The organism is Streptomyces sp. NPDC006743 (genome assembly GCF_040703815.1).
In the GTDB taxonomy this organism is placed as follows: Bacteria; Actinomycetota; Actinomycetes; order Streptomycetales; family Streptomycetaceae; genus Streptomyces.
This window is the reverse complement of sequence record NZ_JBEYJA010000002.1, coordinates 305089-328085: the sequence shown is the minus strand read 5'-3', so window position 1 is coordinate 328085 and position 22997 is coordinate 305089. Positions and strand designations below refer to the sequence as shown.

General features: G+C 74.2%; 17 protein-coding genes and 2 pseudogenes. 7 read left to right on the top strand and 12 right to left on the bottom strand.

Annotated features, from left to right (window positions below; all coding sequences use genetic code 11):
- Positions 1 to 84: 84 nt before the first annotated feature.
- On the bottom strand, positions 85 to 1548 hold the full coding sequence (locus ABZ719_RS02940; RefSeq protein ID WP_366723468.1) for a glutamate synthase subunit beta: 1464 nt from the start codon (positions 1546 to 1548) through the stop codon (positions 85 to 87).
- A complete protein-coding gene (gene gltB, locus ABZ719_RS02935) occupies positions 1541 to 6061 on the bottom strand; it encodes a glutamate synthase large subunit (protein WP_366723467.1) in 4521 nt (1506 codons plus the stop codon). The genes ABZ719_RS02940 and gltB overlap by 8 nt, the downstream gene beginning before the upstream one ends.
- Positions 6062 to 6086: 25 nt before the next feature.
- Here gltB and ABZ719_RS02930 point away from each other — a divergent pair, with 25 nt between their 5' ends.
- Positions 6087 to 6239, top strand: coding sequence for a hypothetical protein (locus tag ABZ719_RS02930; protein ID WP_158771722.1), 153 nt, complete (start codon positions 6087 to 6089; stop codon positions 6237 to 6239).
- Positions 6240 to 6541: 302 nt separating this feature from the next.
- Here ABZ719_RS02930 and ABZ719_RS02925 read toward each other — a convergent pair whose 3' ends face one another.
- Positions 6542 to 7273, bottom strand: a complete 732-nt coding sequence (locus tag ABZ719_RS02925; protein WP_366723466.1) for a VIT1/CCC1 transporter family protein — start codon at positions 7271 to 7273, stop codon at positions 6542 to 6544.
- 516 nt (positions 7274 to 7789) lie between these two features.
- On the opposite strand from ABZ719_RS02925, the pseudogene ABZ719_RS02920 reads away from it, so the two are divergent.
- From ABZ719_RS02920 to ABZ719_RS02895, 6 genes and pseudogenes are all read left to right on the top strand, one after another.
- Positions 7790 to 8755: pseudogene (locus ABZ719_RS02920) on the top strand (ADP-ribosylglycohydrolase family protein); the annotation flags it as partial.
- Positions 8756 to 9318: 563 nt separating this feature from the next.
- Positions 9319 to 10440 (top strand): ADP-ribosylglycohydrolase family protein, encoded by a 1122-nt coding sequence (locus ABZ719_RS02915; RefSeq protein WP_366723465.1) that lies wholly within the window; start codon positions 9319 to 9321, stop codon positions 10438 to 10440.
- Between the two features lie 8 nt (positions 10441 to 10448).
- Positions 10449 to 11630 (top strand): ADP-ribosylglycohydrolase family protein, encoded by a 1182-nt coding sequence (locus tag ABZ719_RS02910; protein WP_366723464.1) that lies wholly within the window; start codon positions 10449 to 10451, stop codon positions 11628 to 11630.
- Entirely contained in the window at positions 11618 to 13093 is a 1476-nt protein-coding gene (locus ABZ719_RS02905; RefSeq protein ID WP_366723463.1) for an ADP-ribosylglycohydrolase family protein, read from the top strand. Before ABZ719_RS02910 ends, ABZ719_RS02905 begins: the two co-directional genes overlap by 13 nt.
- Positions 13090 to 14415: a CoA transferase gene (locus ABZ719_RS02900; RefSeq protein ID WP_366723462.1), complete on the top strand. Its 1326-nt coding sequence runs from the start codon at positions 13090 to 13092 to the stop codon at positions 14413 to 14415. Before ABZ719_RS02905 ends, ABZ719_RS02900 begins: the two co-directional genes overlap by 4 nt.
- Positions 14412 to 15512: an aldolase/citrate lyase family protein gene (locus ABZ719_RS02895; protein ID WP_366723461.1), complete on the top strand. Its 1101-nt coding sequence runs from the start codon at positions 14412 to 14414 to the stop codon at positions 15510 to 15512. Before ABZ719_RS02900 ends, ABZ719_RS02895 begins: the two co-directional genes overlap by 4 nt.
- 409 nt (positions 15513 to 15921) lie before the next feature.
- On the opposite strand, the pseudogene lgt reads toward ABZ719_RS02895, so the two are convergent.
- From lgt to ABZ719_RS02850, 9 genes and pseudogenes are all read right to left on the bottom strand, one after another.
- Positions 15922 to 16728, bottom strand: a pseudogene (lgt, locus tag ABZ719_RS02890) (prolipoprotein diacylglyceryl transferase); the annotation flags it as partial.
- 166 nt (positions 16729 to 16894) lie between these two features.
- On the bottom strand, positions 16895 to 17668 hold the full coding sequence (locus tag ABZ719_RS02885) for a thioredoxin domain-containing protein (protein WP_366723460.1): 774 nt from the start codon (positions 17666 to 17668) through the stop codon (positions 16895 to 16897).
- 113 nt (positions 17669 to 17781) lie between these two features.
- Positions 17782 to 18600, bottom strand: a complete 819-nt coding sequence (gene trpA / locus ABZ719_RS02880) for a tryptophan synthase subunit alpha (RefSeq protein ID WP_366723459.1) — start codon at positions 18598 to 18600, stop codon at positions 17782 to 17784.
- A complete protein-coding gene (trpB, locus tag ABZ719_RS02875; RefSeq protein WP_366723458.1) occupies positions 18597 to 19880 on the bottom strand; it encodes a tryptophan synthase subunit beta in 1284 nt (427 codons plus the stop codon). The genes trpA and trpB overlap by 4 nt, the downstream gene beginning before the upstream one ends.
- Positions 19881 to 20007: 127 nt before the next feature.
- A complete protein-coding gene (locus ABZ719_RS02870; RefSeq protein ID WP_366723457.1) occupies positions 20008 to 20172 on the bottom strand; it encodes a hypothetical protein in 165 nt (54 codons plus the stop codon).
- A 127-nt stretch (positions 20173 to 20299) separates the two neighbouring features.
- Entirely contained in the window at positions 20300 to 21109 is an 810-nt protein-coding gene (gene trpC, locus ABZ719_RS02865) for an indole-3-glycerol phosphate synthase TrpC (RefSeq protein ID WP_366723456.1), read from the bottom strand.
- 194 nt (positions 21110 to 21303) lie between these two features.
- Positions 21304 to 21807 carry a DUF2752 domain-containing protein gene (locus ABZ719_RS02860; RefSeq protein ID WP_366723455.1) on the bottom strand — a complete coding sequence of 168 codons (504 nt, stop codon included), beginning with the start codon at positions 21805 to 21807 and terminating at the stop codon, positions 21304 to 21306.
- 111 nt (positions 21808 to 21918) lie between these two features.
- Positions 21919 to 22167, bottom strand: coding sequence for an HGxxPAAW family protein (locus tag ABZ719_RS02855; RefSeq protein WP_037863604.1), 249 nt, complete (start codon positions 22165 to 22167; stop codon positions 21919 to 21921).
- A 140-nt stretch (positions 22168 to 22307) separates the two neighbouring features.
- A complete protein-coding gene (locus ABZ719_RS02850) occupies positions 22308 to 22955 on the bottom strand; it encodes a TIGR02234 family membrane protein (RefSeq protein ID WP_366723454.1) in 648 nt (215 codons plus the stop codon).
- Positions 22956 to 22997 lie beyond the last annotated feature (42 nt).

Sequence of the window (22997 nt, the reverse complement as noted above, 5' to 3'; positions counted from 1 at the left end):
GGCACGGGGGGTCTGGGGGGAGGTCCCCCCAGATGACCCGCCCGTACGCCGTTGTACGGGACGTCTTTGTGTGGTGGCCGCAGGTCAGACCGTCAGCGCGCGGTCCGTCGGGCGGATCGGGGCCGGCAGGTCGCTGGCACCGGTCAGGTACCGGTCGGCACCGCGGGCTGCCGAGCGGCCCTCGGCGATCGCCCACACGATGAGCGACTGGCCGCGGCCCGCGTCACCGGCGACGAACACTCCGGGCACGTTGGTCTGGAAGTCGGCGTCGCGGGCGATGTTACCGCGTTCGTCGAGTTCCAGGCCGAACTGGTCGACCATGCCGTTGGCGCGGTCGGTGCCGGTGAAGCCCATGGCGAGGGTGACCAGCTGCGCGGGGATCTTCCGCTCGGTGCCCGGCTTCTGGTGGAGCTTGCCGTCGGCGAACTCGACCTCGGCCAGGTGCAGCCACTGTACGTTGCCGTCCTCGTCGCCCTCGAAGTGGGTGGTGGAGGCGGAGTAGATCCGCTCGCCGCCCTCTTCGTGGGCCGAGGTGACCTTGTAGAGGATCGGGAAGGTCGGCCAGGGCTGGTGGGTCGGGTGCCGCTCGTCGTTCGGGCGGGGCATGATCTCCAGCTGGGTGACGGAGGCGGCGCCCTGGCGGTGGGCGGTGCCCACGCAGTCGGCGCCGGTGTCGCCGCCGCCGATGACGACGACGTGCTTGCCCTCGGCCGAGATCGGCGCGGTGACGTAGTCGCCTTCCTGGACCTTGTTGGACAGCGGCAGGTACTCCATGGCCTGGTGGATGCCGGCCAGTTCGCGGCCGGGCACGGGCAGGTCACGGGCGGTGGTGGCGCCGGCGGCGATGACGACGGCGTCGTAGCGCTTCTTCAGGTCCGTGGCCAGGATGTCGCGGCCGACCTCGACGCCGGTGCGGAAGCGGGTGCCTTCCGCGCGCATCTGCTCGATACGGCGGTTGATGTGCCGCTTCTCCATCTTGAACTCGGGGATGCCGTACCGCAGGAGGCCTCCGATGCGGTCCGCGCGTTCGTAGACGGCGACGGTGTGGCCGGCCCGGGTGAGCTGCTGGGCGGCGGCGAGGCCGGCCGGGCCGGAGCCGATGACGGCGACGGTCTTGCCGGACAGGCGCTCGGGGATCTGCGGGGCGACGTCCCCGGTCTCCCACGCCTTGTCGATGATGGAGACCTCGACGTTCTTGATGGTGACCGGCTGCTGGTTGATGCCGAGCACGCACGCCGACTCGCAGGGCGCCGGGCAGAGGCGACCGGTGAACTCGGGGAAGTTGTTGGTCGCGTGCAGGCGTTCCTGGGCGGCGGCCCAGTCCTCGCGGTAGGCGTAGTCGTTCCACTCGGGGATGAGGTTTCCGAGCGGACAGCCGTTGTGGCAGAACGGGATGCCGCAGTCCATGCACCGGCTGGCCTGCTTGGAGATGATCGGCAGCAGGGAGCCGGGGACGTAGACCTCGTTCCAGTCCTTCTTGCGCTCCTCGACCGGGCGGGACGTGGCGACCTCGCGGCCGTGGTTCAAAAAGCCCTTCGGGTCAGCCATTGATCGCCGCCTCCATCATCTTCTCGGTGATCTCGGTCTCGGACAGACCGGCTCGCTCGGCGGCGTCCTTGGCGGCGAGCACTGCCTTGTACGTACGGGGGATGATCTTGCTGAAGCGGTCGGCGGAGGCGGACCAGTCGGCGAGCAGCTTCTCGGCGACGGTGGAGCCGGTCTCCTCGGCGTGGCGGCGCACGACGTCGTGCAGCCACTGCCGGTCCGTCTCGTCCAGGGCCTCGACGGCGTCGAGGTTGCCGGCGTTGACGTGGTCGCGGTCCAGGTCGATCACGTAGGCGATGCCGCCGGACATGCCGGCCGCGAAGTTGCGCCCGGTCTCGCCGAGGACGACGGCGTGGCCGCCGGTCATGTACTCGCAGCCGTGGTCGCCCACGCCCTCGGAGACGACGAGGGCGCCGGAGTTGCGGACGCAGAACCGTTCGCCGGTGCGGCCGCGCAGGAACATCTCGCCGCCGGTGGCGCCGTAGGCGAGGGTGTTGCCGGCGATGACGCTGTACTCGGCGAGGTGGTCGGCGGCGCGGTCGGGGCGGACGACGATGCGGCCGCCGGACAGGCCCTTGCCGACGTAGTCGTTGGCGTCGCCCTCCAGGCGCAGGGTGATGCCGCGCGGGAGGAAGGCGCCGAAGGACTGGCCGGCGGAGCCGGTGAAGGTGATGTCGATGGTGTCGTCGGGCAGACCGGCGCCGCCGAACTTCTTCGTCACCTCGTGGCCGAGCATGGTGCCGACGGTGCGGTTGATGTTGCGGATGGCGACCTGGGCGCGCACCGGCTGGGCCTCGGTGGCCCCGGGTGCGGCGAGGGCGTCGGCGGCGAGCTTGATCAGCTCGTTGTCGAGTGCCTTCTCCAGGCCGTGGTCCTGGGTGATCACCTGGTGGCGGGCGGCGCCTTCGGGCAGCTCGGGCACGTGGAAGAGCGGTGCCAGGTCGAGGCCCTGTGCCTTCCAGTGGTCGACGGCGCGGGTGACGTCGAGGATCTCGGCGTGGCCGACGGCCTCCTCGATGGAGCGGAAGCCGAGTTCGGCGAGGAGTTCGCGGACCTCCTCGGCGATGAACTTGAAGAAGTTCACCACGTGCTCGGCCTTGCCGGCGAAGCGGTCGCGCAGCACCGGGTTCTGGGTGGCGATGCCGACGGGGCAGGTGTCGAGGTGGCAGACGCGCATCATGACGCAGCCGGAGACGACGAGCGGGGCGGTGGCGAAGCCGAACTCCTCGGCGCCGAGCAGGGCGGCGATGACGACGTCGCGGCCGGTCTTGAGCTGGCCGTCGGTCTGGACGACGATCCGGTCGCGCAGCCCGTTGAGGAGGAGGGTCTGCTGGGTCTCGGCCAGGCCCAGTTCCCAGGGGCCGCCCGCGTGCTTGAGGCTCGTCAGGGGCGAGGCACCGGTGCCGCCGTCGTGACCGGAGATGAGTACGACGTCCGCGTGGGCCTTGGACACGCCGGCCGCGACCGTGCCGACGCCGACCTCGGAGACCAGCTTCACGTGGATGCGGGCGGCCGGGTTGGCGTTCTTCAGGTCGTGGATGAGCTGGGCGAGGTCCTCGATGGAGTAGATGTCGTGGTGCGGCGGCGGGGAGATCAGGCCGACGCCCGGCGTGGAGTGCCGGGTCTTCGCCACCCAGGGGTAGACCTTGTGGCCGGGCAGCTGGCCGCCCTCGCCGGGCTTGGCGCCCTGGGCCATCTTGATCTGGATGTCGTCGGAGTTGACCAGGTACTCGCTGGTGACGCCGAAGCGGCCGGAGGCGACCTGCTTGATCGCGGAGCGGCGCGCCGGGTCGTACAGGCGGTCGGGGTCCTCGCCGCCCTCACCGGTGTTGGACTTGCCGCCCAGCTGGTTCATGGCGATGGCGAGGGTCTCGTGCGCCTCCTTGGAGATGGAGCCGTACGACATGGCGCCGGTGGAGAAGCGCTTGACGATCTCGGAGACCGGCTCGACCTCGTCGACGGGGATCGGGGCGCGGTCGGAGGTGAAGCCGAACAGGCCGCGCAGCGTCATGAGGCGCTCGGACTGCTCGTTCACGCGGTCGGTGTACTTCTTGAAGATGTCGTAGCGGCCCGAGCGCGTGGAGTGCTGGAGGCGGAAGACGGTCTCCGGGTCGAACAGGTGCGGTTCGCCCTCGCGGCGCCACTGGTACTCGCCGCCGATGTCCAGGGCGCGGTGCGCCGGGGCGATGCCGGAGACGGGGTAGGCCTTGGCGTGGCGGGCGGCGACCTCCTGGGCGATGACGTCGATGCCGACGCCGCCGATCTTGGTGGTGGTGCCGTCGAAGTACTTCTCGACAAAGGCGTCGTCCAGGCCGACGGCCTCGAAGACCTGGGCGCCGCGGTAGGAGGCGACCGTGGAGATGCCCATCTTGGACATGACCTTCAGGACGCCCTTGCCGAGGGCGTAGATCAGGTTGCGGATGGCCTTCTCGGGTTCGATGCCCGGCAGGAACGTGCCGGCGCGGACGAGGTCCTCGACGGACTCCATCGCCAGGTAGGGGTTGACGGCGGCGGCGCCGTAGCCGATGAGCAGGGCGACGTGGTGGACCTCGCGGACGTCGCCGGCCTCGACGAGCAGGCCCACGTGGGTGCGCTGCTTGGTGCGGATGAGGTGGTGGTGGACGGCGGCGGTGAGCAGCAGCGAGGGGATCGGCGCGTGCTCGGCGTCGGAGTGCCGGTCGGAGAGGACGATCAGGCGGGCGCCGTTGTCGATGGCGGCGTCGGCCTCGGCGCAGATCTCCTCGATCCGGGCGGCCAGCGCCTGGCCGCCGCCGGAGACCCGGTACAGGCCGGAGAGGGTGGCGGCCTTGAAGCCGGGCATGTCGCCGTCGGCGTTGATGTGGATGAGCTTGGCCAGCTCGTCGTTGTCGATCACCGGGAAGGGCAGGACGACGCTGCGGCAGGAGGCCGCGGTGGGGTCCAGGAGGTTGCCCTGCGGGCCGAGCGAGGAGCGCAGGGAGGTGACGAGTTCTTCCCGGATGGCGTCCAGCGGCGGGTTGGTGACCTGCGCGAACAGCTGGGTGAAGTAGTCGAAGAGCAGGCGGGGCCGCTCGGAGAGGGCCGCGATGGGGCTGTCGGTGCCCATGGAGCCGATCGGCTCGGCGCCGGTCTTGGCCATGGGGGCGAGGATGACGCGCAGCTCTTCCTCGGTGTAGCCGAAGGTCTGCTGGCGGCGGGTGACCGAGGCGTGGGTGTGGACGATGTGCTCGCGCTCGGGCAGGTCGCCCAGCTCGATCTCGCCGGCCTGGAGCCATTCGGCGTACGGCTGCTCGGCGGCGAGGGACGCCTTGATCTCGTCGTCCTCGATGATGCGGTGCTGGGCGGTGTCGACGAGGAACATGCGGCCGGGCTGCAGGCGGCCCTTGCGGACGACCTTGGCGGGGTCGATGTCGAGGACGCCGACCTCGGAGCCGAGGACGACGAGGCCGTCGTCGGTGACCCAGTAGCGGCCGGGGCGCAGGCCGTTGCGGTCGAGGACGGCGCCGACCTGGGTGCCGTCGGTGAAGGTGACGCAGGCCGGGCCGTCCCAGGGCTCCATCATCGTGGAGTGGTACTCGTAGAACGCGCGGCGGGCCGAGTCCTTGATGTTCATGGACTCGTGGTTCTCCCACGCCTCCGGGATCATCATCAGCACGGAGTGCGGCAGCGAGCGTCCGCCGAGGTGCAGGAGTTCGAGGACCTCGTCGAAGGAGGCGGAGTCGGAGGCGTCCGGGGTGCAGACCGGGAAGATCCGCTCCAGGTTCCCGTCGCCGCCGAACAGTTGCGAGGAGAGCTGGGACTCGCGGGCGCGCATCCAGTTGCGGTTGCCCTTGACGGTGTTGATCTCGCCGTTGTGGGCGACGAACCGGTAGGGGTGGGCGAGCGGCCAGCTCGGGAAGGTGTTCGTGGAGAACCGGGAGTGCACGAGCGCGATCGCGGAGGCGAAGCGGCGGTCGGACAGGTCCGGGAAGAAGGGCTCGAGCTGGCCGGTGGTCAGCATGCCCTTGTAGACGATGGTCCGCGCGGACAGCGAGGGGAAGTAGACGCCCGCCTCGCGCTCGGCGCGCTTGCGCAGCACGAACGCCTTGCGGTCCAGGGCGATGCCCTCGCTCACGCCGTCGCCGACGAACAGCTGGCGGAAGGCGGGCATGGTGGAGCGGGCGGTGGCGCCGAGCAGCGCGGGGGCCACGGGGACCTCGCGCCAGCCGAGGACGGTCAGGCCCTCCTCGGCGGCGATCGTCTCGATGCGCGAGACGGCGTCCTCGGTGCCGTCCTCGGGCAGGAAGGCGATGCCGACGGCGTAGGCACCGGCGGCGGGCAGTTCGAATCCGGCCACCTCGCGCAGGAACGCGTCGGGCACCTGGGAGAGGATGCCGGCGCCGTCGCCCGAGTCGGGCTCGGAGCCGGTGGCGCCGCGGTGCTCCAGGTTGCGCAGAACCGTGAGCGCCTGCTCGACCAGCGCATGGCTCGCCTCGCCGGTGAGGGTGGCCACGAATCCGACGCCGCAGGCGTCGTGTTCGTCGCGGGGGTCGTACATACCCTGCGCAGCAGGGCGAGCATCCATGAACGACCAGTTCTGGCCATTCGCGGAGTGCTGGGACGGCTGGCGCGGCGTACGCATCGGCTCTCCCGTCGTCGTCATCTGGCATGTGCTGGTGCCGAGGGACGACGTTGGCCCTCTGCGTGAAGTGCGAAATTTCGTGCAGGTTACATGATGGAGCGGTTCTCGGGAACCGGATACTCCGTTCCAGCATGCGGACACCGCGGGGTCGGCGGCGGGGGGTTTCCGCGCCCGGCGGTGGAGGTCTGTGCGGGGGCCGGCGGGGGCGGGAATCGTTCGGATCCCTGGCCCTCGGCCGGGCCGGTAGGCGGGGGTGGGCGGCGTCGCCACCCGTCCCAGGGGTGCACGGCGGGCCTCATTGCCCACAGCGCTTACGGCTCATGCCCGGTGGTCATACGGTCGAAACCAGCGGGTAACGGCTTACTTATGCGGTCCCTTGCATAAGTTCCAGTCACGTCATCCTACGGCCGTTCCGAACAGGGTGCCCAGGACGTACGTCACACCGGCGGCGGCACCACCCAGGACAAGCTGCCGCAAACCGCTGTACCACCAGGTGCGCGCGGTCACCCTGGCCACCACCGCGCCGCAGGCGAACAGGCCGATCAGGGCCAGCAGCACGGCGGGCCACAGCGCACTGGCACCCAGCAGGTAGGGCAGCAGCGGCAGCAGTGCGCCCAGCGCGAAGGAGCCGAACGAGGAGACGGCCGCGACCAGCGGGGAGGGCAGGTCGCCGGGGTCGATGCCCAGCTCCTCGCGGGCGTGGATCTCCAGGGCCTGCTCCGGGTCCCGGGACAGCTGGCGGGCCACCTCCCGCGCCAGTTCCGGCTCGACGCCCCGCGCCGCGTACAGGGCGGCCAGTTCGTCCTCCTCGTCCTGCGGGTGCTTGCGCAGCTCGCGCCGCTCGACGTCCAGCTCGGCCTCGACCAGCTCCCGCTGGGAGGCGACGGAGGTGTACTCGCCGGCCGCCATGGAGAAGGCGCCCGCGGCCAGGCCGGCGAGGCCGGTGAGGACGATGGTCTGCCGGCTGACGGCGCCGCCCGCGACACCGGTCATCAGGGCGAGGTTGGAGACCAGGCCGTCCATCGCGCCGAAGACCGCCGGGCGCAGCCAGCCGCCGTTCACGTCACGGTGCGTGTGGTTGTCGCGGTGCGCCTCGTGCAGGGTCGCTTCGGTGTCGAGGATGGCCATGAGAGTCCCCCCAGGGCTTAGGCAAGGCTTGCTTTTGGACTGGTTCTACTTTTCGACAACACCGAACCTACGCCGGAAATTTCACCGACGCCAGCAAGGAAAGGCTGGGCTAACCTGGGGCTTTACCGTTCTTTGCTCATCCGTGCAGGACTACGCACAAATGTCGTACGGGTGACGCTGAGGCGGTTCAGGGTGCGTCGGGGCCGCGACCGGGGACAGTTCCGCAGAGGAGCCCGCCGGGACCGCCGGTCCACCTGCCCGCCGGGGCCGCCGGTTCCCGGGGCCGACGCGGACGTACCGGCGTCCGCGTCGCCGCGGGAGTCCGCGCGACCGGGCGGGCCCGCGAGGGCGCGCGTGCGCCGGCGTTCGCGTGGCGTGCCGCGATCCGTGAGGACCGCCGGGGCCCGCCGGACCGCCCGGCGTCCGCGCGGGGCGCTGGCGTGCCGCTGGGGTCCGCGCGGGACCGGGCCGCGTTCCGCGCGGTCACCGGCGGAGCTCTGGAGAGGAGAGTCCGCGATGGCATCGACCGCCTGCGCCGCACCGGCCCGCCTGCGGGACCGCGCGCGCGGCGCGCTGCTCGGCCTGGCCGTCGGGGATGCGCTCGGCGCGCCCGCCGAGAACCTGAGGCCCTCCGAGATCCGCGCCCGCTGGGGTCGCGTCACCGGCTACGTCACCGACCACCCGGCCGGCACCGACGACACCGAGTACGCCCTCTTCTCCGGCCTGCTGCTCGCCCGGCACGGCGCCGCCCTCACCCCCGCCGACGTGGAAGCGGCCTGGCACGAGCACATCACCGTCCGCGCCGAGGCGCCCTTCCGCGGCGCGGGCTTCAGCGAGCGGGGCACCCTGGAGAACCTGCGCCGGGGCCTGGCCGCCCCGGTCTCCGCACAGCACCGGCACGCCTGGAGCGACGGGCTGGCCATGCGGGCGGCACCCTTCGGCGTGTTCGCCGCCGGACGCCCCGCCGAGGCGGCCCGCCTGGTGGCCGTCGACGGCTCCGTCAGCCACGAGGGCGAGGGCATCCACGGCGGCCGGGCCGTGGCGGCCGGCGTCGCCGCGGCCATGGCGGGGGCGCCGCCGGTCGCGGTCGTGGCCGCCGCGCTCGCCGTCGTCCCCGAAGACTCCTGGACGGCCCGCTCGCTGCGCCGCGCCACGGCCGCCGCCCACCGCGGCGAACGCGCGGTCCGCTCCGCCGTCGTCATCGCCGGCTACCCGTGGTCCGACCTCGCCCCCGAGGCGGTCGCCCTCGCCTTCGGCGCGTACGCCGCCGCCGACGGGGACTTCCGCGACGCCGTGCTGACCGCCGTCAACATGGGCCGCGACGCCGACACCACGGCCGCGGTCGCGGGCGCCCTGGCCGGCGCGACCCAGGGGGCGGCCGCCATCCCGGAGGAATGGGCGTCCCCCATCGGCCCGGCCCGGGGCAGCTGTCTGCCGTCGGTGGCCGGGCGGCACGTGCTGGAGGTGGCCGACCTGCTGCTGGCCCGGGCCGCCGCGGCCGGGCACACGGCCTCCCCCGCCCGCCCGGCCGCGGGCGCGGGCGCAGGGGACGACACGCCCGCTCCTCCGCCTCCCGGCACCCCCGCACCCCTGACCACGACCGTCACCCCGCCCGCACCCCCGACGACCACCGCCGCCCCCGTACCCGTGGCGGCGAGCGCCTCCGCCACCGCCTCCGTCCCGCCGGCAACGAGCGCCCCCTGCCCCGCCCCCGCCACACCGGGCGCCCCGGCCGCTCCCGCCCGCCCCGGCGCCGCCGGGCGCCCCGGCCCCCGGGAGACCGGTCAGCCCGAACCCGCCGGCGAGCGCCGCCCGGACCCGGTCCTTCCCGCACCGGCACCCGCCGGCGCGGCAGCGGCCGCGGTCCCGTCCACCCCCGTGTGCCCCGACGCCTCCTCCCCTGTCGGCGTCGGCGCCCCCGCGCATCCCCGCGGTGACCCACGGGCGGCCGGCACACCCCAGGACGACCCCGTCGAGCCCCCTCCTGAGCGCCGCCCCGACCCCGCCGCCTACGTCCTCACCTGCGACGACGGCGAGGCCGGCCGGTGAGCGGGCAGCGGCGGGTCGAGGGACTGCTGCTGGGGCTGGCGGCGGGCGACGCCGCCGGGTGGCCGGCCGCGCGGCACCGGGCCGCCCGGATGCCGCAGTGGACCCGGCGGCTCACCCGCGAGCTGGACACCTTCGCCGAGGAGAACGCGACCACCACGCTGCCCGTCCCCGTCGCCCTGAACCAGTCCCCCGAGCCGCTGCGCCTGGGCCCCTCCGACGACGCCGAGTGGGCGGCGTTCGCGGCGGAGGCGGTGCTGCGGGCCGGGGACGACGGCGCGCTCGGCGACCTGAGCCGGGAGCGCCGGATGCGGGCCGCGATCGACCTCACCTGGAACGCCGTGGCGGGCGAGGTCGCGGCGGCGGCCGAACGCGCCGCCGAGATCGAGTCCGCGGTGCTGCCGCTGCGGGCCCGCATCTCCGTCCGGGCGGGCCTCGGCAACCTCGCCACCGGCCTGCGCCCGCCCGCCACCGGCCACGACAACCCGCACTACTTCGACGACGCGGCCTGCGTACGGGCCTGCGCCCTGGCCGTCGCCCACCCGGGAGACCCCCGGGCCGCCGCCGACCTCGCCGAGTTCGACGCCCGCTACACGCAGGACGGCGACGGCGTGCACGGCGCCCGCGCGATGGCGGCGGCGCTCGCCCTGGCCCTGGCCGGATCCGGGGTCGGCACCTGCGTCTCGGCCGCCCTCGCCGAGCTGCCCGAGGGCACCGAGATCGGCCGCAACGCGCGGCACGCGCTGGCGCTGACGGCCGACTGCGAGGACGCGTTCGAGCTGGTGCCGCTGCTGGAGCACCAGATCGTCGACCACGTCTACAGCTACGGCGTCGCCGCCGCCGAGACCGTACCGGTCGCGCTCGCCCTGGCCACCGCGGCGGACGGCCGTCTCGCGCGGGCGCTGCCCGCCGCCGCCTGCCTGTCCCGGGTCGCGGACTCCGCCCCGGCCCTGACGGGCGCGCTCACCGGCGCGCTGGGCGGCGGCGCGGCGGTCCCCCGGTCCTGGCGCGACGCCTGCCGCACCCTGGCCGGCTGCGTACTGCCCCGCCTCACCGGCACCGACCTGGTGGAACTCGCCGGACTCCTGGAAGCCGCGCAACCGGCCCCGCCAGGAGGATGATTCGGGCCATGACGCCCAGAGGAGAAGAAACCACCGGACCGGGTGCGAGTCTGGACGAACGGATCACCGGCGCCCTCGTCGGCGCGGCGGTCGGCGACGCGCTCGGCGGTCCCGTCGAGGGCTACTCCCCCGACCAGATCGTGGAGCGCCACGGCGGCCGGGTCCACGGCATCGTCGGCCCCTGGAACGGCGACGAGTGGCGCACCGCCCGCCCGATCGCGCCGTACCACAAGGGGGACGGCCACGTCACCGACGACACCCTGATGACGCACGCGCTGGTACGGGTGTACGCGCAGGTCCGCGACCACCTCGACGCCTACGCCGTCGCGGACCGTCTCGTCCCCGACCTGATGACCGAGCCGCGCTGGATCCCGGAGCTGGAGGCGGAGGCCCTGCCGCTGCACCGCGTCTTCCTGGCCGAGAAGTGGCTCGTGGCGCGGTTGCACTACGGTCACGTCGACCCTCGGGAGGCGGGCACCGGCAACATCGTCAACTGCGGTGCCGCGATGTACATGGCCCCGGTCGGCCTGGTCAACGCGGCCGACCCCCGGGCCGCGTACGCGGAGGCCCTGGACGTCGCGGGCGCCCACCAGTCGTCGTACGGACGGGAGGCGGCGGGCGTGCTCGCGGCCGGGGTCGCGGCGGCCTGCTCGCCCGGGGCCACGCCGGACTCGGTCGTGACGGCCTGTCTGTCCCTGGCCAAGGACGGCACCCGGGCGGCGATCGAGGACGTGTGCGAAGCGGCCCGCGACCACACCGACTTCGAGTCGGCGCTGGGCCCGCTGCGGGCGGCGGTCGCCCCGTACGACACGGTCGGCCCGGACTACCGCAGCCCCTCGCTCGGCGCGCGCCGCCCCTCCCGGCTGCACGCGATCGAGGAACTGCCCGTCGCGCTGGGGATGCTGCTGGTGGCACGGGGCGACTACCGGCGGGCCGTCCTCGGCGCGGTGAACTACGGCCGTGACTGCGACTCCATCGCGACGATGGCCGGGGCGCTGGCGGGAGCGCTCGGCTCGCCGGTGCCGCAGGACTGGGCGAAGGCGGTGGCGGAGGCCAGCCGGCTGGACCTGTGGGAGCCCGCGCGCACGCTGGCCGCGGTGGCCCGGGAGGTCTTCGGGAAGGACGTACGACGGCGGCGGGCGCACGAACGGGCGTTCGCCGGGATGGGAGGTCCGGGATGCTCCGCCTGACCTGGGTCCAGCCGGAGGACCTGCTGGGCCACGAGCTGCGCCAGGCGGCGCAGGACGGCCGCGAGCCCTCGGCGGTCGCCGCCCGGTGGCGGGCCGCGGGCGGCTTCGACGCCCCGGCCCGGTCCGGCGCCTCGCCGCAGCCGGCCTCCCGCTACCTCCGCCTGCTGGCCGAGGACCTCCTGGACGAACTGGCCGAGCTGCCGAGCCGGTTCGCGGAGGCGGAACCCACCGGCCTCGCCGCGATCAGGGCCCTGTGCCCCGACTGGCCTGCCCGGGAGAACGTGGCCGGGGAGGGCAGGACCCCGGAGGGAGGACCCGGGGAGGGCGGCACCCCGGAGGGGGGAGCCTTCCTGAGCGTCGACGAGGCCGCCCGCGGGGAGAACGGAGCCGGGGACCGGCCGGCCGTGCCCGCCCCGGACCGCTTCGAAGCCGCCTGGCTGGGCCGGGCCGCGGGCTGCCTGCTGGGCAAACCCGTGGAGAAACTCCCCCTCGACGGCATCCGCCAACTGGCCCGCGCCACCGGCAACTGGCCGCTCGGCACCTGGTTCACCGCCCGGGGCGTACCCGAGGACCTGGCGGCCGCGCACCCCTGGAACCGCCGCTCGGCGGGCACCTGCCTGGCCGAGAACATCGACGGCATGCCCGAGGACGACGACCTCGACCACCCGCTGCTGGCGCTGCTCCTCCTGCGCCGTCACGGCCGCGGCTTCACCACCGCCGACCTGGCCCGGCTCTGGCTGGAGGAGCTGCCCGCGGGCCGCACCTTCACCGCCGAACGCGTCGCCTACCGCAACCTCCTGCTCGGCATCGAACCACCGCGCACCGCCCGCCACCGCAACCCGTTCCGCGAGTGGATCGGCGCCCTCATCCGCGCCGACGCGCACGGCTGGACCAACCCGGGCGATCCGGCCGCCGCGGCCGGACAGGCGTACCGCGACGCCGTCCTCAGCCACACCGCGAACGGCGTCTACGCCGCCATGTTCGCCGCCGCCGTGATCGCCGCCGCGGCGACCGGTACCCATGACGTGCACGCCTGCCTGGCCACCGGGCTGAAGGTCGTGCCGCCCGGCTCCCGGCTCGCCCGGGCGGTCCGCCACGCGGTCCGGCTGGCCGCCACGCACGAGGACTTCGACACGGTCGTGGACGAACTGCACGCCGCGCACGCCGGGTACCACTGGGTGCACGCCGTGCCGAACACCGCTCTGATCGCCGCCGCCCTCACCCACGCCGACGGCGACTTCACGGCCTCCATCTGCCGGGTGGTGTCGGGCGGCTGGGACACCGACTCCAACGGCGCCACCGCCGGATCCGTCGCCGGTCTCCTCGCCGGCTCGCCCGCCGCGCTCCCCGACCGGTGGACCGCGCCGCTCAAGAACCGGCTCGCCACGACCGTCGGCGACTTCGACGGCACCGGCTTCGACGCCCTGGCCCGCCTCACCCACCAGGAGGCGTCCCGCCCATGACCCCGCACACGCACGGCCCCACACCTGGCCCGCACGACCCCGTCCCCGGCCCGTCCGCCCACGGCCCCTCCCCCGACCCGCACATCCCCACACCCGGCCCGGACGCGCCCGTCCCGGCCCCGGACGAGCCGCGGGCCGCGCCGCCGCTCGCCGGGCTGCGGGTCCTGGACCTGGCCACCCTGTTCGCCGGGCCGATCGCCGCCATGATGCTCGGTGACTTCGGTGCCGAGGTCATCAAGGTCGAGCACCCGGCCAGGCCCGACCCCGCCCGGGGCCACGGCCCGTCGAAGAACGGCGTCGGCCTGTGGTGGAAGCTCCTCGGCCGCAACAAACGCGCCATCACCCTGGACCTGTCCCGGCCCGGCGGCCGCGCCACCCTGCTCAGGCTGGCCGCGACCGCCGACGTGATCGTGGAGAACTTCCGCCCCGGCACCCTGGAGCGGTGGGAACTGGGCTGGCCGGAGCTGTCCGCGGCCAACCCGCGCCTGGTCCTCGCCCGGGTCACCGGCTTCGGCCAGTTCGGCCCGTACGCGTCCCGGCCCGGGTTCGGCACCCTCGCGGAGGCGATGAGCGGCTTCGCCGCGATCACCGGCGAGCCCGACGCACCGCCGACCCTGCCGCCCTTCGGGCTCGCCGACTCGATCGCGGGCCTGGCCACGGCGTACGCCGTGATGACCGCCCTCGCCGCCCGGGAACGCACCGGAGCGGGACAGATCGTCGACATGGCGATCATCGAACCCATCCTCACCGTCCTCGGGCCGCAGCCCCTGTGGTACGACCAGCTCGGCTACGTCCAGCCCCGCACCGGCAACCGCACCCAGAACAACGCCCCCCGCAACACCTACCGCACCGCGGACGGCACCTGGGTCGCCGTGTCCGCCTCGGCGCAGTCGGTGGCGGAGCGCGTGCTGCGGCTGGTGGGACGCCCGGAGCTGACCGGCGAACCGTGGTTCGCGACCGGCGCCGGGCGGGCGGCCCACGCCGACGTCCTCGACGAGGCGGTCGGCGGCTGGATCGCCCGGCACACCCGCACCGAGGTCATGGCCGCCTTCGAGAAGGCCCAGGCGGCGATCGCCCCGATCCAGGACGTCCGGGACGTGGTCGCGGACCCGCAGTACCAGGCCCTGGGCAGTCTGACCACGCTCCACGACCCGGAGCTGGGGAGGATGCGGATGCAGAACGTCCTCTTCCGGCTGTCCGCCACTCCGGGTGCGATCCGCTGGGCGGGCCGCCCGCACGGCGCGGACACCGACGCGGTGCTGGCCGAACTGGGCCTGACCCCCGAGGAACTGGCGGCGCTGCGCGCGGAGGGCGCCCTGTGACGGCCACCGCCCCCTTCCCCCTCACCTGGCTCTACGTCCCCGGCGACCGCCCGCACGTCGTGACCAAGGCCCTCGCCTCCGGCGCGGACGTGGTCGTGATCGACCTGGAGGACGCGGTCGCGCCGGACCGCAAGGAGTACGCCCGCGCCGCCACCGCCGAACTCCTGACGGAGCCGCCGCCGGTCCCGGTCCACGTGCGCGTCAACGCGCTGGACGGACCGCTGGTGGCGGCGGACCTCGCGGCCGTGGTCCCGCGCGTGGGCCTCGCCGGACTGCGGCTGCCGAAGGTGACGTCGGCCGGACAGGTGATCCGGATCGCGGAGCGCACGGAGCCCGGCGGCCCCCGGGCGCGGCTCGCGGGGTGCGCGGCGCACGGCGGGCGCGGCGCGCACCGGGAGTGCGGCGGGGCCGGGCACGGGGGCGAGGAGGCCGGGGAGCCGGCCGGGACGCGCGGGCGCGACGGGGCCGGGGCGAGCCGGTGCGCGGCCCGCGGGCCGGAGACCCGCCGGGACCCGGCGGGCGGAACCTGCGGGTGTGCCGCGGACGGGGAGCCGGCGGCGGCCTCCGGGACCGGGTACGCCCTGCCGGGGGCGGCGGCCCACGGCTCGGGACCGCCGCTGTACGCCCTGCTGGAGAACGCCCTGGCCGTCGAGCAGGCCTATGCCATCGCCTCCGCGCACCCGTCCCTGCGGGGTGTCTCGATCGGCGAGGCCGATCTCCGCGCCGACCTCGGGGTGCGCCAGGACGCCGGTCTCGACTGGTGCCGTGCGCGGGTCGTCGTCGCGGCCCGCGCGGCGGGGCTCGCCCCGCCCGCCCAGTCCGTCCACCCCGACATCCGCGACCTGGAAGGGCTGGCGTCCTCCTGCGCGCACGGCCGCGCCCTGGGGTTCCTCGGCCGGGCGGCCATCCACCCCCGGCAGTTGCCGATCATCGAACGCGCCTACCTGCCGACCGACCGCGAGCTGGAGGAGGCCGAGACGGTCGTCAAGGCGGCCACCGTGGACCGGGGCGCCCACGCCCTGCCCGACGGCCGTTTCATCGACGCGGCGGTGGTCGCGGCGGCCCGGCGGACCCTGGCGCTGGCCCGCAGGTACTGACCGCGCACGCGTGGAGGGCGCCTCCCGGAACGGGGGGCGCCCTCCACGCACGTACGACGGCCGGCCGTCAGCCCTTCTTGGCCGAGCCCGCCTCGTCCTTCACACCGGCCGACTCCGGGGCGCCGCCACCGGTGCCGGCGGCGTCCCCGTCACCGGGAGCCGCACCGGCGGCCTCGCTGCCGGCGGTCTTGGTGCCGGCGGTCTTGGTGCCGGCGGTCTTGGTGCCGGCGGTCTTGGTGCCGGCGGTCTTGGTGGCGCTCGTCTTGGTGACGCTCACCTTCGGGGTGTCCGCCGCGCCGGCGGCGGGCTGCGGGACCGGGGCCGCGGCAGCGGTGTCCTTGCCCTCCGGGGCCTGTGCCGCCTCCGCTCCGTCCGGTCCGGTGCCCTCCGCGTCGGCGGGCACGCCCCGCTCGACCTGGGCCTCCCGGCCCGGCCGCTTCTTCGCCGAGATCCACATGTAGGCCACCGCGAGGAGGAAGACCACGAGGGCCGTCCAGTCGTTCAGCCGCAGGCCGAGGATGTGGTGGGCGTCGTCGACGCGCATGTACTCGATCCAGCCGCGGCCCACGCAGTACGCCGCCACGTACAGGGCGAACGCCCGGCCGTGGCCCAGCTTGAAGCGGCGGTCGGCCCAGATGACCAGGACGCCGACGCCGATGCACCACAGGGACTCGTAGAGGAAGGTCGGGTGGTAGTACCCCGGCACCCGGCCGTCCGCCGACGAGGTGATGTGCAGCGCCCAGGGGACGTGCGTCTCCCGCCCGTACAGCTCCTGGTTGAACCAGTTGCCCCAGCGGCCGAGGGCCTGCGCGAAGGCGATGCCCGGGGCGACCGCGTCCGCGTAGGCGGGCATCGGGACGCCCCGGCGGCGGGCACCGATCCACGCGCCCAGCGCGCCGAGCGCGATCGCGCCCCAGATGCCGAGTCCGCCCTGCCACACCTTGAAGGCGTCCACCCAGTCACGGCCCTCGCTGAAGTACAGCTCGTAGTCCGTGATCACGTGGTAGAGCCGGCCGCCCACCAGGCCGAACGGCACGGCCCAGACCGCGATGTCGGCCACCGTGCCGGCCCGTCCGCCGCGGGCGACCCAGCGCTTGTTGCCGAGCCAGACGGCGACGAAGACGCCGATGATGATGCAGAACGCGTAGCCGCGCAGCGGAATGGGACCGAGGTACACCACTCCGTGCGACGGGCTGGGAATGTAGGCAAGTTCCATGGCAGGGTCGACGCTACCGCAGCCGGAGCGGGCCCAGGACGGGCATCCCGGCTACGGGTCCATAACGGGCACCCGCCCGGGAGCGTCGCGGCCCGCAGGCGCGCGCACCCCTTACCGGCTCCTTACTCATCCCGGGTCACCTTCTCCCCGCCGCTCTCCTGTGGGCTCATCCCTTGGCGGCCGCCTCCACCTGCTGCTTGAGCTTGGCCGGGGTCATCGAGCGGTCCTCGATGATGTTCTTGCCGTTCAGCAGGACCGTCGGGGTGCCCGAGAAGCCGCCGGCCTGGAAGGCCTGGTGGGACTTGTCGACCCAGCTGTCGTGCGTGCCGTTCTTCACGCAGCTCTGGAAGGCCGGCGTGTCCAGGCCCGGCACCTTGCGGGCCAGCTGGATCAGCTTGGCGTTGTCCGCGTAGGCGTCGTCCGTCTCCTTGGGCTGGTTGTCGTACAGCACGTCGTGGAAGGCGGGGAACCTGCCCGCGTCCTGGGCGCAGGCCGCGGCGTTGGCGGCGCGCAGCGAGCCGCTGCCGCCGAGGTTGCCGTCGATCAGCCGGACCAGGTGGTACTCGACCCTGAGCTTGCCGGCGGCGGTCAGCTCGTGGACGGTCGGCCGGTACGCCGCCTCGAAGGCCTGGCAGGCCGGGCAGCGGAAGTCCTCCCACACGGTGAGCGTCGACCTGGCGCTGTCCTTGCCGACCGGGATCGCGAGACTGTCCTTGCCCTGCGCGCCCGAGGGCGCCGCGACGGGGCCCGTACCGGTGCTCTTCTTCTTGCCGGAGTTCGCGGCGAGCACGCCGATCACCGTCGCCAGGGCCAGCACGCAGACCACGCTGGCGGCCACGATCAGCGTGCGGCGGCGCCGCTCCGAGGCCTTCTGCTTCTCGCGCTCGGCCGCCAGCCGCCGGCGGGCGGTGCGCTTTCCGTCATGGTTCTTCTCGCTCACACCACCAGAACGAACCGGGGAGGCGCATTGCGCCTCCCCGGTCCCAGGTCCACCCGTTCGAGTGACCGAATGTCCTGTGTTGTCCAGCTATGCCTGTCCGGGTGCCGGTCCGGCTACGCCTGTCCGCGCACTCCGCGGGCCAGCTCCCCGGCGAGCGTCCGGACCGCCTCGACACCGGCCGCGGCGTCCGGGGCGTCCAGCATCCGCTTGACGAACGCCGAGCCGACGATCACCCCGTCCGCGAAGCCGGCGACCTCCGCGGCCTGGGCCGGGGTGGAGACGCCCAGGCCGACGCAGACGGGCAGGCCGGTGCCGGTGGCGCGGGTGCGCTCCACCAGGGTCTGCGCCTGCGCGCCCACCGACTCGCGGGTGCCGGTGACGCCCATCAGCGAGGCGGCGTAGACGAAGCCGGAACCGGCCGCGGTGATCTCGGCCAGCCGTGCGTCCTTGCTGCTGGGCGCCACGACGAAGACGGTGGCCAGGCCGTGCTTCTCGGCGTGCTCGCGCCACAGGCCGGACTCCTGGACGGGCAGGTCGGGCAGGATGCACCCGGCGCCGCCCGCCTCGGCCAGTTCGGCGGTGAACCGCTCGACGCCGTAGCGGTCGATGGGGTTCCAGTACGTCATGACCAGGACCGGCTTGCCGGTGGCCGCGTGCGCCTCGCGGACGGTGCGCATCACGTCGGCGATCCGGACCCCGCCGCGCAGGGCGATGTCGTCGGCGGTCTGGATGACCGGTCCGTCGAGCACCGGGTCGCTGTGCGGCAGACCCACCTCGACGATGTCGGCGCCGCCGTCGAAGACGGCCTTGACCGCCTCGATGCCGCCGTCCACGGTGGGGAAGCCCGCCGGGAGGTAGGCGATGAGTGCCGAGCGGCCCTCCGCGCGCGCGGCGGCGAGGGTGTCCGACAGAAGCTGGATGGTGCCGCTCACTTGGCGTCCCCCTCGATCTCGGCGGTGTCGGCGGCGTCGGCGGCGACCTCGGCGTCGGTGTCGTACAGGCCGAAGTAGCGGGCCGCGGTGTCCATGTCCTTGTCGCCGCGGCCGGAGAGGTTGACCACGAGCAGCCCGTCCGGGCCCAGTTCGCGGCCGACCTCCAGGGCGCCGGCCAGCGCGTGGGCGCTCTCGATGGCCGGGATGATGCCCTCGGTGCGCGACAGCAGGCGCAGCGCCTGCATGGCGGCGTCGTCGGTGACGGCGCGGTACTCGCCGCGGCCCGAGTCCTTGAGGTAGGAGTGCTCGGGGCCGATGCCCGGGTAGTCCAGACCGGCGGAGATGGAGTACGGCTCGGTGATCTGACCCTCGTCGTCCTGGAGGACGTAGGAGCGGGAGCCGTGCAGGATGCCGGGCTCGCCCGCGGTCAGGGTCGCCGCGTGCTCGCCGCTCTCCACGCCGTGTCCGGCGGGTTCGCAGCCGATCAGGCGGACGCCCTCGTCGGGGATGAAGGCGTGGAAGAGGCCGATGGCGTTGGAGCCGCCGCCGACGCAGGCGACCGCGGCGTCGGGCAGCCGTCCGGCGCGTTCGAGGAGCTGGCGGCGGGCCTCGACGCCGATGACCCGGTGGAAGTCGCGGACCATGGCCGGGAAGGGGTGGGGGCCGGCGACGGTGCCGAACAGGTAGTGGGTGCGGTCGACGTTGGCGACCCAGTCCCGGAACGCCTCGTTGATGGCGTCCTTCAGGGTGCGGCTGCCGGACTTGACGGCCACGACCTCGGCGCCGAGCATGCGCATCCGGGCCACGTTGAGCGCCTGGCGCCGGGTGTCGATCTCGCCCATGTAGATGGTGCAGTCGAGGCCGAAGAGGGCGCAGGCGGTGGCGGTGGCGACGCCGTGCTGGCCGGCGCCGGTCTCCGCGATCACGCGGGTCTTGCCCATGCGCTTGGTGAGCAGGGCCTGGCCGAGCACGTTGTTGATCTTGTGGGAGCCGGTGTGGTTGAGGTCCTCGCGCTTGAGGAACACCCGGGCGCCGCCGGCGTGCTCGGCGAAGCGGGGCACCTCGGTCAGGGCGCTGGGCCGTCCGGTGTAGTGGACGAGCAGGTCGTCCAGCTCGCGGGCGAAGGCGGGGTCGGCCTTCGCCTTGTCGTACTCGACGGCGACCTCGTCCACCGCGGCGACGAGCGCCTCGGGGATGAACTTGCCGCCGTAGCTGCCGAAGTAGCCCTCGGCGGTGGGGACCTGACCCTCCGGGTCGGGGAAGAAGAAATCGCTGGGCATGCCAGAACCTCACGGTGAGTGCGTGGAAGAACACTGTTCGCCGTGGGGGCGGGGGGTCTCCTCCGGGCCGCGGTCTACTCGCGGCCGCGGACCGGACGTGGTTGCTCGCGCAGGTCCCCGCGCCCCTTCAGGGACGCTGCCATCGGCGCCCGTTGACCTGCCCCGGTTCGGCACCGATGACGTACCGGACGCGGCGGCCGTGCACGCGCCGCGCCGGGGCACGGCAGCCCCGGGGGCGGCAGCCGCGCGCCAGGCGGGCGTGCCGGTCGACGGTCGTCACGGTGAGAGTCATCGGGCCCAGCCTACCGGCGCCTCAGAGCCGCGAACAAAAGGGGAGCCCGGCTCGCGGCGTCCGGCACGCACGCTCGCAAGGCACCGGACGCCGCGAGCTGATCGGACTCCCCTTCTGCTCGCAACTCTCAGCCCCGGCCGTGCCGCAGCGCCGGGTGCGTCCCGGCGGCCACCAGGTCGGCGACGGCGGTCTTCGGGTCGCGGCCGGTGACCAGCGACTCGCCGACCAGCACCGCGTCGGCGCCCGCGTTGGCGTAGGCGATCAGGTCGTGCGGGCCGCGGACACCGGACTCGGCGACCTTGACGATGTGGTCGGGGATCTCCGGGGCGATCTGCTCGAAGGTGTCGCGGTCGACCTCGAGGGTCTTCAGGTTGCGGGCGTTGACACCGATCACCTTGGCACCGGCGTCGACCGCGCGTTCGACCTCTTCCTCGTCGTGGACCTCGACGAGCGGGGTGAGGCCGATGGACACGGCGCGCTCGATCAGCGACTCCAGGGCCGGCTGGTCGAGGGCGGCGACGATCAGCAGGGCGAGGTCGGCACCGTAGGCACGGGCCTCCCACAGCTGGTACGACGTGACGATGAAGTCCTTGCGCAGCACCGGGATGTCCACGCGGGCGCGGACGGCCTCCAGGTCGGCGAGCGAGCCGCCGAAGCGGCGCTGCTCGGTCAGGACCGAGATGACGGAGGCGCCGCCGGCCTCGTAGTCCGCGGCGAGTCCGGCCGGGTCGGCGATCGCGGCCAGCGCGCCCTTGGAGGGGCTGGAGCGCTTGACCTCGCAGATCACCTTGACGCCGTCGCCGCGCAGCGCGGCCACGCCGTCCTTGGCGGCCGGCGCCTTCGCCGCGCGCTCCTTGAGCTCGTCGAGGCTGACGCGCGCCTGCCGCTCCGAAAGGTCGGCACGGACTCCGTCGATGATCTCGTCGAGCACACTCACGCGAGCGGCCCCCTTCCAGACGGTGGGATGTTCCAGCGGATCGAGCGGCCTCCGGCGGACCGCTTGAGGCGGATCGGGCGGATCGGGCGGATCAAGCGGGCGGAACCGGTGGTCACTGCGATGGTATCCGCAGGAGGGGCGAGGCCTCGCATCCGGCCGACCCCGGTCCCATTACCTGGACAGACGCCCGTGGATCAAGGGTGGAGCCAGCCGCCGAAGGGCAGGTTCCGGACAACGGTGAAGGCGGCGACCAGGACGCCCAGGGTCCACAGGTGCACCGGGCGCGGTTCGATCCGCAGGGGCCGCCCGCGGATCGAGCGGACCGCCCAGAGCGTCCACAGCACGGCGAAGGCCAGGTAGCCGGCGACGGCGGGCGCGTTGTCCCGCAGGGCCGCGAGGAGGTCGCCGTGGACGAAGGCGTGGGCGCTGCGCAGTCCGCCGCAGCCGGGGCAGTACAGGCCGGTGCAGGCCAGCAGGGGGCAGGCGGGGTAGTGCCCCGGCCGGCCGGGGTCGACCGCCCCGACGTACGCGAAGGCGCCGGCGACGGCGGCCAGGACCGCGCCCGGGACGGCGAGCCGCCCGTACACGGCTCGGACGCCCCGCGCCGGCACCGCCCTGTCCTCGGGCGTGCACCTCGGGGCGGGGACGGGCAGCCGCCCGTGCGCCACCCGCTGCCTGTCAGCGTTCACTCCAGGCATTCTGCCCGCAAGGGGCCGCCCGCGCGCGGGGAGAGGCCGGCACGGCACGCGTGAGGGGCGGCACCGGGGCCGCCCCTCCACGTCGTCTCGTACGGGTCCGCCGTGGCGGTGTCAGCCCTTGGCGCCGGCCGGTGCGCCCTTGGCCGCGACCTGGTGCACCGGGTGCTCGTTCTTCTGGCCCATGCCCATGATGCGCATGATGCCGCCGACGACACCGCCGAGCAGCACGACGCCCATGCCGACCCAGAAGCCGACCGGCTGGGCCATCACCATGAAGGCGCCCGCGACCAGGAAACCGATGAAGGCGATGATGACACCGGTCCAGGCGGCCGGGGTGTGACCGTGGCTGCTGCCCGCCATGACTTGCTCCTCGTTGCTTGTACGTGTCTGAGCCGGACGCTCGGATCCATTGTCCCGTACGCGTGCGCGGGACATGAGCGGGGGTGGCGCCTCGCGTACCCGTTTCATCACAACGGGAAGCGGACCTGGCCGGGCGGCGGTCAGGCCGGGCCGGCGCCGGTCGGGTCCTCGCCGCGGTCCAGGGCCTTCCAGAGGTCCTCGGGGCGGTCGGGGTCGAGGGGCTTGGCCGCGCGGGAGCGGGGCGCACCGGAACGCTCGTAGCGGCCGGACATGGCCGGCCACAGCCGGCCGTAGCGCAGGGCCAGCAGCCCGGCCAGCAGGAGCAGCGCCCCGCCCGCCGCGGCGACGTAGGGCCAGGCGGTATGGCTGAGCGAGGCGGCGGTGGCGGCCGTGACGCCGGAGGTCTGCGCGGCCTTCTCGTCGAGCACCCCGCCGTCGGAGGCTCCGGAGAGGGCGGCGGCGACGGTGCCCGCGCCGGAGAGCGCGAGGAGCGCGGCGACCAGCAGCCGGCCGGAGCGGCGCACGGCGAAGACGGCGACGAGCGCGGCCAGGCCCACTATGGCGAGCGCCGCGGGCACGCCCGTGACCTCGCTGCCCTTGGCGGTCAGGGGGAAGACGCCGCCGGCGACCGTCGTGGTGCCCTCCGCCCAGCGCTGCCGGGAGGCCAGCAGCGCCACGGCCGCGCCGAGCGCCCCGCACAGCAGGGCGACGGCGAGGCTGCGGCGGCCGGAGCGGGCGGACGCGGCGGCTTCGGTACGGGGGTGAGGAACAGCAGTCACGTACTCCACTATCGCGTGGAGCCGGGGCCGGCCGTCACCCGGGGTTCCGTG